The sequence below is a fragment of the Corallococcus caeni genome, assembly GCF_036245865.1.
Classification (GTDB): domain Bacteria; phylum Myxococcota; class Myxococcia; order Myxococcales; family Myxococcaceae; genus Corallococcus; species Corallococcus caeni.
The window spans coordinates 1-14,827 of sequence record NZ_BTTW01000018.1; the positions used below are offsets into that span (position 1 = coordinate 1).

General features: G+C 72.4%; 2 protein-coding genes (1 of these 2 cut by a window edge). Both read right to left on the minus strand.

The window, feature by feature from the left end; genetic code table 11:
• A partial coding sequence (locus tag AABA78_RS38600) for a non-ribosomal peptide synthetase (RefSeq protein ID WP_338270543.1) occupies positions 1-7,445 on the minus strand: 7,445 nt, incomplete at its 3' end.
• Positions 7,435-14,827 carry the 3' portion of a non-ribosomal peptide synthetase gene (locus AABA78_RS38605; protein WP_338270544.1) on the minus strand. Its footprint extends 10,130 nt past the window's final position, so 7,393 of the gene's 17,523 nt are visible here — the last part of the coding sequence; its start codon lies beyond the right edge, outside the window; the stop codon is at positions 7,435-7,437. The genes AABA78_RS38600 and AABA78_RS38605, both read right to left, overlap by 11 nt.

The window sequence follows — 14,827 nt, forward strand, 5'->3', positions numbered from 1 at the left end:
GCCACGTCCAGGCCTTCGCCCGCCACGTACGCCACCAGCCGCTTCGTCCCCGCCCCCTGCCCCTTCGCCACCACCACGCACTCGCGCACGCCTTCGCACTGCGCCAGCGCCGCTTCCACTTCACCCAGCTCCACCCGGAAGCCACGCACCTTCACCTGCGTGTCCGCGCGGCCCTGGAATTCCAGCACCCCGTCCGCTCGCCACCGCGCCAAATCCCCCGTGCGGTACATGCGGCTGCCCGCGGGCCCGTACGGGTTGGGCAGGAAGGCCTGCGCCGTCAGCCCCGGCTGGCCCAGGTAGCCTCGCGCCAGGCCGTCACCCGCCGCGTACAACTCCCCCACCACGCCCACCGGCACCGGCTGCCACTGCCCGTCCAGCACGTACACCTGCGTGTCGCCAATGGGCCGCCCAATGGGCACCACCGTGCCCACGTCCTCCACCGTCTCCATGCGGTGGCACGAGGTGAAGAGCGTCCCTTCCGTCGGCCCGTAGCAGGCCGTCACCGTCACGCCCAGCGTCTCCAGCGCCCGCTTCACGTGCGGCGCGGAAACGACGTCACCGCCTGTCAGCAGCTGCTTCACCCCACGCAGCCCCTCCAGGTTGCCGTCCACCATCTGCGTGAAGAGGCCCGCCGTCAGGTGCAGCACCGTCACCCCGTGCCGCTTCAGCACCCCTTCCAATTCCTTCACGTCCCCCACCGGCACCGGCGGGTACACCACCAGCTTCGCTCCGCTCAGCAGCGGGCCCCATACCTCCAGCGTCGACGCGTCGAAGGACACAGGCGCCAGCAGCAGGAAGGTGTCCTCTTTCGTCCACCTCGCGTAGTTCGCCTTCAGCACCGTGCGCAGCACGCCTCCGTGCTCCGTGCACACGCCCTTCGGCTTGCCCGTGCTTCCCGACGTGAAGTCCACGTACGCGACGTTGCGGCTTCCCACGCCGCTTGCCGGCGCATGCTTCGGCTGGCGGGCAAGCTCCTCGCGCGCCTCCTCCAGCCTCACCACGTCCAGCCCGTCCGTGGGCAGTCGCTCTCCCAGCGTCCGCGTCGTCACCAGCACGCGCGCTCCGGCCTCCTTCAGCATGTAGGCCAGGCGTTCGCGCGGGTAGTCCGCCTCCAGCGGCACGTACGCCCCGCCCGCCTTCAGGATGGCCACCAGCGCCACCACCAACTCCACGCCGCGCTCCAGGCACAGCGCCACCCTCGACTCCGGGCCCACGCCATGCGCCTTCAGCAGATGCGCCAGCTGGTTCGCCTTCGCGTCCAACTGCGCGTACGTCAACTGCTCCTCGCCCGCCTCCAGCGCCACCGCGTCCGGACGACGCGCCACCTGCGACGCGAAGACGTCCACGATGCTCGCTTCGCGCGGATAGTCGCTCGCCGTCTGGTTCCACTCCACCAGCACGCGCTGCTTCTCCTCCGCCGACAGCACCCCGACTTCCCACAGCCGCCCCGTCTCCCCCGCCACCAGTCCTTCCACCGCACGGCGCCACTGCTCCAGTAGCCGCCCAATCCCTTCCGCCTCGAACCGCGGCGTGTCGTACGCCAGCTTCAGCAGCAGCTCGCGGCTGGGGCTGGACGACGCGGTCAGCGGGAAGTTGCTGCGCTCACTGCCCTGGACGTCGCGCACCTCCAGCACGCTCGCGCGTTGGCTCAGCGTCGAGTCGATGGGGTAGTTCTCGAAGACGAAGAGGCTCTGGAACAGCGGCGTGCCTCGCGGCACCTGGCTGTAGCCCTGCACGCGCACCAGCGGGCTGTGCTCGTACTGACGCAGCTCCAGTTGCTGTGCCTGGAGCTGGCGCAGCCACGGGACGATCTGCTCCTGCGCGGGCACGCGCACGCGCACCGGCAGCGTGTTGATGAAGAGGCCCGTCATCCGCTCCACGCCCGGGAGGTCGGACGGACGCCCGGACACCGTGGCGCCCAGCACCACGTCCTGCTCGCCGCTGTGGCGCGCGAGCACCAGCGCCCAGGCGGCCTGCACCAGCGTGTTCAGCGTGAGCTGGTGGCGCTTCACGAAGGCGTCCACCGCCGTGGTCGACGCGGCAGACAGGCGGATCGACTTCTCCGCGTGGTCCTGATGCTGCGTCCGCGCCAGGGCCGCGCGCTCATCCCCCGGCAGCGGCGTGGGCGCGTGGATGCCCGCGAGCTCCCGCTTCCAGAACGCCTCCAGCCGCGTGCCGTCCTGCCGTTGCAGCCACGCGATGAACTCGCGGTACGGGACCGCGCGCTCCCTCGGCACCGACTGGCCCTGGTCCAAGGCGCGGTAGAGCGAGAACAGCTCCTGGATGAGGAGCGACATGCTCCAGCCGTCCAGCAGCAGGTGGTGGATGCTCCAGAGGCAGCGCAGCACGTGGTCATCCATGCGGACGACGGTCAGCCGCATGAGCGGCGCGCGCGTCACGTCATGGCCTCGCGCGCGGTCGTCCGCGAGGTACTGCTGGAACAGGTCCTGCTGCTCCGCCTGCGACAGGCCGCGCCAGTCCAGCTCGCGCCACGGCAGCTCCGCCGACGCGTGCACCACCTGCAACGGCTCCGACAGCCCGTCCCACACGAAGGACGTGCGCAGGATGGCGTTGCGCTCCACGAGCAGCTCCCACGCCCGCCGCATCACCGGCAGGTTGACGGTGCCGTGGAAGCTCCACGCCATCTGCTCGCAGTACATGCCCGACGTGGGCTCCAGCAGCGCGTGGAAGAGCATGCCCTGCTGGAGCGGGGACAGCGGATACACGTCATCCAGGTCCGGCGACGCCGCGTGCAGCTTCGCGAGCCCCGGCACGTCCAGCCGGGCCAGCGGGAAGTCCGCGGGCGTGTAGCGGCGCGCGTCCTGCGTCTCGCGGTTCGCGATCAGCGTGCGCAGGGACTTGAGGAACGACTCCGCCAGCGCCTCCACCGTGGCGCGCGCGTGCACGGCCTCGCTGTACGTCCAGGACAGCTCCAGCCGGCCGTTGATGACCAGGCCGTTCACCTCCAGGAGCGCCGTGCGCAGGCCGCCTTCGCCCTGGCCCGGGCCCGCAGGCTCCTTCGCGAGACCGAACATCGACTCGCCGGCCGCCATCGCGTCGAACTGGCCCAGGTAGTTGAAGGCCACCTGCGCGGCGGGCACCGCCTTGAGCTTCGCGGCGTCGTCCGCGTCGCGCAGGTAGCGCACGAGCCCGTAGCCCAGGCCCTTGTTGGGCAGCCGCCGCAGCGTGTCGCGCACCGCGCGCAGGCCGTCACCCGGGGTGCCGCCTTCGGGCACCTCCAGCAGCACCGGGTAGACGGACGTGAACCAGCCCACCGTGCGGGAGATGTCCGCGTCCGCGAACAGCTCTTCGCGGCCGTGGCCCTCCAGGTGGATGCGCGCCCGCCGCTCGCCGGTCCAGCCGGCCAGGGCCTGCGTCAGCGCCGCCAGGAGCACGTCGTTGATGTGGGCCCGGTACGCGGTCGGCACCTCCTGCAACAGGGCGCGCGTCTCCTCCGTCTCCAGCACCGCGCGGACGCTGTTCGCGGACGCGAGCGTGTTGAGACCCTGGTGGTCCACCGGCAGGGGCTTGACCTCGCGGGCCCCCTCCAGCCAGAACGCCAGCTCCGACGCCATCGCCGGGCCGCGCGCGTGCGCCTCCAGCTTGCGCGCCCACTCCTGGAACGACGTCGTCTTCGACGGGAGCGACACGGGCACGCCGCGACGCAGCTGGGTGTAGGCGGTGTTCAGGTCCTCCAGCAGCACGCGCCACGACACGCCGTCCACCGCCAGGTGGTGCACGACGAGCAACAGGCGCTCGGTGTGGCCCGCTCCGCGCTCGACGAGCAGGGCGCGCAGCAGGAGCCCCTCGTCCAGGCGCAGGCTCTTGTGCAGGTCCGTCGCGGCGGCCTGGATGGCCCGGCGCTGGGCCTCCTCGTCGCCCGCGTGCGCGGAGACGTCCAGGCGCCGCAGCGACACCGGCTGCTCCAGGCCCGCGTTCTCCTGCGTCCAGCCGGCCTCACCCCGCACGTAGCGCAGGCGCAGGGCGTCGTGGTGCTCCACCAGCCGCGCCAGCGCCTTCTCCAGCAGCCCGGCGTCCACGCGCTGCCGCGCTTCGATCATCACCGCCTGGTTGAAGTGGTGCGGCTGCGGGATGTCCCGCTCGAAGAACCAGTGCTGGATGGGGGTGAGCGGCACCGGGCCGCGCACCACGCCCTGCTCCGCCTGCGACGCCAGCGCCGCCGTGGCCACCTGGGCCAGCTCCGCTACCGTCTGGTGCTGGAAGAGCTGCTTCGCCATCAGTCGCAGGCCGGCCTGGTTGGCGCGCGAGATGATCTGGATGCTGATGATGGAGTCGCCGCCCAGGGCGAAGAAGTTGTCGTGGATGCCCACCTTCTCCAGGCCCAGCACCGACGCCCAGATGGCCGCGAGCTTCTCCTCCTCCGGCGTCCGGGGCGCGACGTAGGCCTTGCCCGAGTCCTGGCGGTCCCCCTGCGGCGCGGGCAGGGCCTTGCGGTCCACCTTGCCGTTGGGCGTGAGCGGCAGCGACTCCAGCATCACGAACGCCGCGGGCACCATGTACTCCGGCAGCCGCGTCTTCAGCTCCGCGCGCAGCGCGTCCACCGTGGGCCGCATCGCCTCCGGAGCGCCCACGTACGCCACCAGCCGCTTGATGCCCGGCGAGTCCTCACGCGCGATGACGGTGTTCTCTGCCACGCCCTTGCACTGGCCCAGCGCGGACTCCACCTCACCCAGCTCGATGCGGAACCCACGCACCTTCACCTGCGAGTCCAACCGGCCCAGGAACACCACGCTGCCGTCCGGCAACTGCTTCACCTGGTCGCCCGTGCGGTACAGCCGCGCGCCCGCCTCCGTGCGGAACGGGTGCGGCACGAACTTCTCCGCCGTCAGCTCCGGCCGTCCCAGGTAGCCCAGCGCCAGGCCGTCGCCGCCGATGTACAGCTCACCGAGCACGCCCACGGGCACGGGCTGAAGCTCGGCGTCCAGGACGTACAGCTCCGTGTTGGACAGCGGCCTGCCGATGGGCACCGCCGTCGCGCCTTCCGCCACTTCCTTCACGTGATGCCACGCCGCGAACGTCGTGCTCTCCGTGGGGCCGTACGCGTTGACGAACTTCCCCGGGGCCCCTCGCGCCAGCACCGCCCGCGCCGCGCCCGGATCCACGGCGTCACCGCCGACGTGCAGCTGCCGCACCGTCTGGAACGTCTCCGCCGACTGCGCCACCAACTGGTTGAACAGCGCGGACGTCACGAACAACGTGCTGATCCGCTCGTCGCGCAGGTACGCCGCGAACGCCGCGGGCGACAGCGCCACGTCCTTCGCCACCCCCACCAGCCGCCCGCCGTGCAGCAGCACGCCCCAGATTTCAAACGTCGCCGCGTCGAACGACGCGTTCGACACCTGCGCGATGCGGTCCTCCGCCGTCAACTGGATGAAGTTCGTCTCCACCAGCAGCCGCACGATGGCCCGGTGAGGCACCCACACGCCCTTCGGACGCCCCGTGCTTCCAGACGTGTAGATGACGTACGCCGGGTCCGTCGCATCCACCTGGTTCTCGGGCGCCTGCATCGGCTCCGCGTCCAGCGCGCCGTCGTCCAGCACCACCACCTGGTAGCGCCCTTCCGGCAGCGCCCCGCGCTGGGACGCCTGCGTCACCAGCACCTCCACCCCGGCGTCCTCCACCATGAACGCCAGCCGCTCTCGCGGGTAGCCCGCGTCCAGCGGCACGTACGCCCCGCCCGCCTTGAGGATGCCCAGCATCCCCTCCACCATCCCCACCCCTCGCTCCACGCACAGCCCCACCCGCGACCCGCGCTTCACGCCCTGCTTCACCAGCCGCTGCGCCAGCTGGTTCGCCCTCGCCTCCACCTGGCGGAACGTCCGCTGCTCGCCTCCGAAGTCCAGCGCCACCGCGTCCGGCGTGCGCTCCACCTGCTCCGTCACCAGCGTGTGGACGCACTTCTCCCTTGGGAACGCCGTGCGCGTCGCGTTCCACCCCAGCACCTGCTGCCGCCGCTCCGCTTCCGTCAGCAGCGGCAACTGCGCCACCTTCGTGTCCGGGTTCTTCGCGATGGCCTCCAGCAGCACCTCCAGGTGCCCCGCCATCCGCTCCACCGTCCCCGCGTCGAACAGGTCCGTGTTGTACTCAATCGACCCGGAGAACCCCTCCGCCGTGTCCGACAGCGACAGCGTCAGCTCGAACTTCGTCGTCTGCGCCTCCACGCGCAGCGTGCGCAGCGCCACGTCCGGCAGCACCAGCTCCGACACCGGCGCGTTCTGCAGGCTGAACATCACCTGGAACAGCGGCGAGTGGCTGAGCGTGCGCACCGGCTGGAGCAGGTCCACCAGCTTCTCGAAGGGCACCTCCTGGTGCGCGTACGCGCCCAGCGCCTGCTCCCGCACGTGCGCGAGCACCTGGCGGAAGGTCATCCCCGCCTTCACCTTCGCGCGCAGCACGAGCGTGTTGATGAAGAAGCCGATGAGGCCTTCCAACTCCGCGCGGTTGCGGCCCGCGATGGGCGTGCCCACGCTGATGTCGTCCTGGCCGGTGTAGCGCGCCAGCAGCACCTGCCACGCCGCCAGCAGCGTCATGAAGGGCGTGGCGCCCTCCTTCTGGCCCAGCGCCTTCAGCGCCTCCGACACGGCGCGCGGCAGCTGCACGAAGTGCTTCGCGCCCCGCGAGCTCTGGATGGCCGGACGCGGCCGGTCCGTGGGCAGCGCGATGACGTCCGGCGCGCCCTCCAGCTGCTGCTTCCACCAGTCGAGCTGCGCCTTCAGCGTCTCGCCCTGGAGCCACTCGCGCTGCCACGCGGCGTAGTCCGGGTACTGGAGCTCCAGCGGCGGCAGCGGTGACGGGCGCCCGTGGAGGTAGGCGTCGTAGAGCGACGCCAGCTCGCGGATGACCACGCCCATGGACCAGCCGTCGGAGATGGCGTGGTGCATGGTCACGAGCAGCACGTGCTCCTCGTCGCCCGTGCGCACCAGCGACGCGCGCACCAGCGGCCCCCGGCCCAGGTGGAAGGGCCGCAGCGACTCCTCGCGCACCCGGCGCGACAGCTCGTCCTGGCGTTCGGGGCCGGCCACGCCGCGCAGGTCCGCGACCTCCAGCGTCACCGGCGACGGCGGCGCGATGACCTGGACGGGCGTGCCCTCCACGGTGCGGAAGGTCGTGCGCAGGGATTCGTGGCGCTCCTGGAGCGCGGTGAACGCCTGCTCCAGCGCCTCCAGCTTCAGCTCGCCCTTCAGCTCGATGGCCAGGGGGATGTTGTAGAGCGCGCTGTCCGGCTCCAGCTGATCCAGGAACCACAGGCGCTGCTGGGCGAAGGACAGCGGCAACGGCGAGCCGTCACGCGGACGGCGGGCGATGGCCGGTGCACGCGCGGGACGGGCCCCCTGTTGCTGCTGCTGCTGGCGCAGCTGCTTGAGCAGCAGGGCGCGCTTCTCGGGGGACAGGGCTGCGATGCGCTTGTCGGCGTCACTGCTCATTGCTGGAGACCTTCTTGGTGTCCTGGGGGAGGACGTCGTCGGAGGGCACTTCGTCGGAGGAGAGGAGCGCTTCCGCTTCTTCGGCGGACAGGTGCTCCAGCTCCCCCATGAGTCGTTCGAGTTCCGCGGGGTCCGCTTGCGCGGCCTGGGCCTGCACGATGTGGACGGCGAGGTTCTCCACCGTGGGGGACTCGAAGATGTCCCTCAGCGGCAGCTCCACGTCGAACGTCGTGCGGATGCGGGAGATGAGCTGGGTGCCCAACAGCGAGTGGCCTCCCAGCTCGAAGAAATCGTCGTGGACGCCGACCTGCTTCACGCCGAGCAGCTCCGACCAGATGTCGGCCAGCTGCTGCTCCAGCTCGTCGCGCGGCGCCACGTAGCCCTTCTCCAGCTCGGGCCGCTGCGTGTCCGGCACCGGCAGCGCCTGCCGGTCCAGCTTGCCGTTGGGCGTGAGCGGCAGCGCCTGCAGCGACACGAAGGCGGAGGGCACCATGTACTCCGGCAGCCGGGCGAGCAGCGCGTCCTTGAGGGCGCGCAGGTCCAGGACCTGCCCCTCGCGGGGCACCACGTAGGCCACGAGCCGGGGGTTGCCGGGCACGTCCTCGCGCAGCAGGACGACCGTGGACTCCACGGCGGAGTGGTCCGCGATGGCCGCCTCCACCTCGCCCAGCTCGATGCGGTAGCCGCGCAGCTTGAGCTGGTGGTCGATGCGGCCCAGGAACTCCAGCTCGCCGGACGGCAGGTAGCGCACGAGGTCGCCCGTGGCGTAGAGCCGCCCGCCGGCCTCGGGGCCGAAGGCGTCCGGCACGAAGCGCTCGGCGGTGAGGTCCGCGCGGTGCAGGTAGCCCCGCGCCAGGCCCACGCCGCCCACGTGCAGCTGGCCGGGCACGCCCACGGGCACCGGCTGTCCCTGGTCGTCCAGCACGTACACCCGCACGTTCGGCAGCGGCGTGCCGATGGTGGGCCGCGTGGGGTCCACGTTCGCGCGCACCGTGGCGCAGACCGTGACCTCCGTGGGGCCGTACGCGTTGAGGAAGCGGCGGCCCGGCGACCAGCGGCGCACCAGCTCCGCGGAGCAGGCCTCGCCCGCGGCGGCCACGGACGTGAGCAGCGGCAGCCCTTCCGGCTCCAGCTGCGCCAGCACGGACGGCGTCAGCGTCACGGTGGTGATGCCGCTGGAGGCGATGAGGCCGTGCAGCGGCGCTCCCGGCAGCAGCGCTTCGCGCGGCGCGAGGTGCAGCGCCGCGCCGCCCAGCAGCGCGGAGAACGTCTCCCACACCGACGCGTCGAAGCCGAAGGCCGCGAACTGGAGGACGCGGCTGGAGGGCGTGATGCCCAGCGCCGCGATGGCCGCCGTGGCCGTGTTGCAGAGGCCCCGGTGGTGCAGCAGCGTGCCCTTGGGGCGGCCCGTGGAGCCGGACGTGTAGATGACGTAGGCCAGGTGCTCCGGCTCCAGCTTCACGGGCGGCTTCGTCACCGGGTGCTTCGCGATGCGGGCCGCGTCCGAGTCCAGGCACACCAACAACTCGCCCTGGACCGGCAATTCATCCGCCAGCGCGTCCTGCGTGACGATGACCGGCACCGCCGCGTCCGCCAGCATGTAGGCCAGGCGGTCGCTCGGGTAGGACGGGTCCAGCGGCAGGTAGGCCGCGCCCGCCTTCAGGATGCCCAGGATGCCCACGGCCATGTCGAGCGAGCGCTCCACGCACAGGCCCACGCGCGACTCCAGGCCCACGCCGCTCTGCTTCAGGTGCCACGCGAGCTGATTGGCCTTCGCGTCCAGCTGCGCGTACGTCAGCGACGTGTCGCCGTACACCGCCGCCAGCGCGTCCGGGGTGCGCGCGGCCTGCGCCTCGAACAGCGCCGTGGCGGTGGGGCCCGGCAGCACTTCCGTGCGCGTGTCGTTCCAGGCGTCGAGCAGCGTGTGGCGCTCGGCGTCGGTGAGCAGGGACAGCGAGGACAGGCGGCGCGAGGCCTCCCGGCTCAGACCCTCCAGCGCCTGCTCGAAGTGCTTCGCCATGCGGGCCACGGTGTCCCCGTCGAAGAGGTCCGTGGCGTACTCCCAGACGCAGGCCAGCCCCTGGGGCGTCTCCTGCACCGCGACGGTGAGGTCCAGCTTGGCGCGGGTGGCCTCCTGGCCCACCGGGCTCAGCTCCAGACCGGGCAGCTCCAGCCGCGACACGGGCGCGTTCTGGAGCACCAGCTTCACCTGGAACAGGGGGGCCTGGCCCAGGCTGCGCTTGGGGTTCAGCTCCTTGACCAGCTCCTCGAAGGGCAGGTCCTGGTGCGCGTACGCGGAGAGCGCCGTCTCGCGTGCGCGGGACAGCAGCTCGCGCACGGTGGGGTCTCCGCCCAGGTCGCCGCGCAAGACGAGCTGGTTCACGAAGAAGCCGATGAGGCCTTCGGTCTCCGCGCGGTTGCGGTTGGCGATGTCCGTGCCCACCACGATGTCCGTGCGGCGCGTGTAGCGCGACAGCACCACCTGGAAGCCCGCGAGCAGCGCCATGAAGAGCGTGACCCCCTCGCGGCGGCACAGGGCCTGGAGGCGGGTCATCACCTCCGGTGGCACCAGCACCTGGAGCTGTTCGCCCTTGTGCGACTGCACGGTGGGACGGGGCCTGTCCGTGGGCAGGTCCACCGTCTGCGGCGCGCCGTCCAGCTGGCGCTTCCACCACGCGAGCTGCTGGGCCAGCGCGCCCTGCTCCAGCCACTGGCGCTGCCAGGCCGCGTAGTCCGCGTACTGGAGCGGCAGCTCCGGCAGCGGCGACGGCTTGCCGGTGCGGAAGGCTTCATAGAGCGCCACCAGCTCGCGCACGAGCACGCTCATGGACCAGCCGTCGGAGACGATGTGGTGCATCGTCAGGAGCAGCAGGTGCTGCCGCTCGGCGAGCTGGAGCAGCGTCACGCGCAGGAGCGGTCCCCGGGCGAGGTCGAAGGGACGCCTCGCCTCCTCCTGGGCCTGGCGCAGCGCCTCCTCCTCACGGGCCAGCTCGGGCAGGCCGCGCAGGTCCTGGCGGGACACCGGGGACTCCGGCACCGGCAGGATGACGTGGAGCGGCCGGCCCTCCTGGGCGCGGAACACGGTGCGCAGGGCTTCGTGCCTGCGGAAGAGCTCCGCGAACGCCCGCTCCAGCGCGCTCACGTCCAGCAGGCCTTGCAGCCGGAGCGCGGCGGGCACGTTGTGGAACGCGCCCTGGGGTTCCAGCTGATCCAGGAACCACAGGCGCTGCTGCGCGAAGGACAGCGGCAACGCCTCCGTGCGCGGCACCGGGACGAGCGGCGGAACGCGAGGGCCTTCGGTGTTCCGGGCCTTCGCCTCCAGCAGCCGCGGCAGGAGCGTGGCGACCGTCGGTGCCTCGAAGAGGTCACGCAGGGGCAGCTCCACCCCGAAGACGTCGCGGGCACGCGACACCGCCTGCGTGGCCCGGAGCGAGTGGCCTCCCAGGGCGAAGAAGTCGTCGTGGACGCCGACGCGCTCCACGCCCAGCACCTGCGCGAAGAGGCCGGCGAGCAGCTCCTCCTCCGGCGTGCGCGGCGCCACGAAGCGGGACTCATTCCCCGTGGCCTCCGGCGCGGGCAGGGCCTTGCGGTCCACCTTTCCGGTGACGGCCACGGGCAGCGTGTCGAGGACGACGAAGGCGACGGGGACCAGGTAGTCCGGCAGCGTCTTGCGCAGCGCGGTCTTGAGGGATGTGGCGTCCAGCGAGGCACCGGCCCTGGGCACCACGTAGCCCACGAGGCGCCGGTCTCCCGGCACGTCCTCACGGGCGAGCACCACGCCCGCGGCGACGTCCGGCAGCGCGGTCAGCACGGCCTCGATCTCGCCCAGCTCGATGCGGAAGCCGCGCACCTTCACCTGGTCGTCGCGGCGGCCCAGGTACTCCAGCACGCCGTCCGCGCGGCGGCGCACGGTGTCGCCGGTGCGGTACAGGCGCGCGCCCGGCTCGGGGCTGAATGGATCCGGCACGAAGCGCTCGGCCGTGAGGTCCGGCCGGCCCAGGTAGCCCCGGCCCACGCCGTCGCCTCCGACGTAGAGCTCACCCACGGCGCCCACCGGAGCGAGGCGGCCCGCCGCGTCCAGCACGTACAGGCGGGTGTTGGCGATGGGGTGGCCAATGGGCACGGGGCCCGTGCGCGGCTCGTCCTCGCGGACCTCGTGGATGCAGCAGCCCACCACCGTCTCGGTGGGGCCGTACTCGTTGATGAGCCGCGTGCCCGGCGCGTACCGCCGCCAGTGCTCCAGCGCCTCGTAGCCCAGCGCCTCGCCGCCGATGACGAAGGCCCGCGCGCGGCCGGAGGCGCCCTGATCCGCGAGCTGGGCCTCCAGCAGGCGCAGGTGCGCGGGCGTGAGCTTCACGAGGCTGTGGTCCGCCTGCTTGCGCAGGGCCTCGCCCAGGCCCTCCACGGCGCCCACGGCCTCGTCCACCAGCACGGCGGGACGGCCCGCGGCGAGCGGCGCCAGCAGGCTGGTTACGGTGAGGTCGAAGGAGAACGACGAGTGCACCGGAGCGCCCTGCCCGTCCGCCACGCGGTACGCGTCCAGCGCCCAGGTGAGGTAGTTGACGACGCCCCCGTGCGTGACCATCACGCCCTTGGGACGGCCCGTGCTGCCGGACGTGTAGATGACGTAGGCCAGCGCCTCCGGGCGCGTCTCCACCGCCGGACGCGTGGCCGGCAGCGCGGCGAGCACGTCCTCCAGCGCGTCCATCCGGATGACCTGGGCGTGCACGCCGGGCAGGCGCGCCTCCAGGTGCCGGTGCGTCAGCAGCGCCGTGAGGTCCGCGTCGCGGGCCATGAAGCCCAGGCGCGACTCGGGGTAGGTCGGATCCAGGGGCACGTAGGCGCCCCCGGCCTTGAGCACCGCGAGGAGCGCGACGACGAGGTCCGGGCCGCGCTCCAGGCAGATGCCCACGCGCGACTCCAGGCCCACGCCCAGCGCGCGCAGGTGATGCGCCAGCCGGTTCGCTCGCGCGTCCAGCGCTCCGGCCGTCAGGGTGCCGGTGTTCCAGCGCAGCGCCTCCGCGTCGGGCGCCCGGGCGGCGCGGGCCTCGAAGAGCTGCTGCACCGCGAGCGTGCGGGGGTACTCCGCGCGCGTCGCGTTCCAGGTGTTCTTCAGCGCGTGCGTCTCCTCCACGGAGAGGAGGCTCACGTCGGCGACGCGCTTCCGGGCAACCAGATCCTCCAGGGCCCGGCGCCACTGGCCCAGCAGGGCCTGGGCGGTGGCGTCGTCGAAGCGCGGCGTCTCGTGCGCGAGCTTGAGCAGCAGCTCACGGCCCGGCGCGGCCACGGCGGTGAGCGGGTAGTTCGTCCGTTCGAACGCGTGGAAGTCACGCACGTCCAGGCGCTTCACGCCGGTCTCCACCGTGCTGTCGACGGGGTAGTTCTCGAAGACGAGGAGCGTCTCGAAGAGGGGCGTGCCCCGGGGGACTTCGCTCCAGCCCTGCACCTGCACGAGCGGGCTGTGCTCGTGGTGGCGCAGCTCCACCTGCTGCGACTGGAGCTGCTGGAGCCACGGCACCACCGCCGCGTGCTCGTCCAGGCGGACGCGCACGGGCAGCGTGTTGATGAACATGCCCAGCATCGAATCGACGCCCGGCAGGTCCGAGGGCCGTCCCGCGACGGTCGCGCCGAAGACGACGTCGGAGGAGTCCGCGTGCCGTGCGAGCACCAGCGCCCAGGCGGCCTGCACCAGCGTGTTGAGCGTGAGCTGATGGCGGCGCGCGAAGGCCTGGAGCGCGTCGGTCGTGTCGGCCGGCAGGAGCACCGACTGCTCCGACAGCCCACCCGTGGCGAACGCACGCGAGGCTCCGCCCGCCGGCAGCGGCGTGGCGGCGGAGAAGCCCGCCAGGGCGTCGCGCCAGAAGGCCTCCGTGCGCTGGAGGTCATGGCGCTGGAGCCACGCGATGTACTCGCGGTAGGCGGGGCCCTTTTCGAGCGCCGGGGCCTTGCCCTGCGCCAGCGCGGCGTAGCGGGTGAACACGGCCTTGCGCAGCAGCGCCGAGCTCCAGCCGTCCGTCAGCAGGTGGTGGAAGCTCCACACCAGCCGCCAGGCCTGCTCCTCCGTGCGGATCAGCGCCAGCCGCATCAACGGCGCGTGCGCCAGCTCGAAGCCGCGCGCCCGGTCCTCCGCGAGGAACGTCTCCAGCCGGGCCTGCTGCTCCGGAGCGGAGAGCCCGCGCCAGTCCAGCTCCGACCAGGGCAGCGTCACCCGGGCGTGCACCGCCTGGAGCGGCGACTCCAGGCCCTGCCAGAAGAACGACGTGCGCAGCACCGGGTGGTGCGCGATGACGTCCTCCCAGGCCTGCTTGAGCGCGCCCAGGTCCAGCGCGGAGTGGAAGCTCCACGAGCGCTGCTCGAAGTACGCGCCCGACGCGGGCTCCAGCAGCGTGTGGAAGAGCATGCCCTGCTGCATGGGCGACAGCGGGTAGAGGTCCTCCAGGCCGGGGACGGCCGCCAGCACGCGCTCCAGCGCGGACGCCTCAATGCGGGCGAGCGGGAAGTCCGTGGGCGTGCGGCGGGCGGCATCCTCCGAAGCACGGCCCGCGATGAGCGCGCGCAGCGCGGCCACGAAGTCGCGAGCCAGCGCCTCGATGGTGGCCTGGGTGTGCAGGTGTTCGCTGTAGCTCCAGCTCAACTGGAGCTGGCCGTCGAGCACCAGCCCGCTGACGTCCAGCACGTGGCGGCGCGGGGCGCGGAGGCTGCGCACGGGGCCGCTGCCCTCGCGGGCGATCCGGAAGGCGGTGTCACCCGTGCCGGACGCGACGCCGTCGAACTGGCCCAGGTAGTTGAAGGACACCTGGGCGGGAGGCGCGGCGCGCAGGGCTTCCACCGTCTCGGGGTCGCCCAGGTAGCGCAGGAGGCCGTAGCCCACGCCATTGCCGGGGAGGCGCCGCAGGGTGTCGCGGACCGCGCGCAGGCCGTCACCGGCGCTGCCCGACGCGGGCACCTCCAGCACCACCGGATACACGGCGGTGAACCACCCCACCGTGCGGGACAGGTCCACGTCCGCGAACAGCTCCTCGCGTCCGTGGCCTTCCAGGTTGACGCGCACCCGGTGCTGGCCCGTCCAACGCGCCATCGACGAGGCCAGCGCGGCGAGCAACACGTCGTTGATCTGCGCGCGGTACGCGGCGGGCACCTCCTGCAGGAGCAGCCGCGTCTCCTCCACGTCGAGCGACAGCGAAACGCTCCGCGTGGAAGCCACGGTGTTCTCGCCACCCGCCCGGTCCACGGGCAGCGGCACGACGTTCCGGGCGGCATCCCGCCAGAAGGCGAGCTCGGCCCGCGCTTCGGGAGTCCGCGCATGGGCCTCCAGCCTGCGGGCCCACGTCTGGAACGAAGTGGTCTTCGCGGGCAGCCGGACCGGCTGGCCCGAGGCGAGC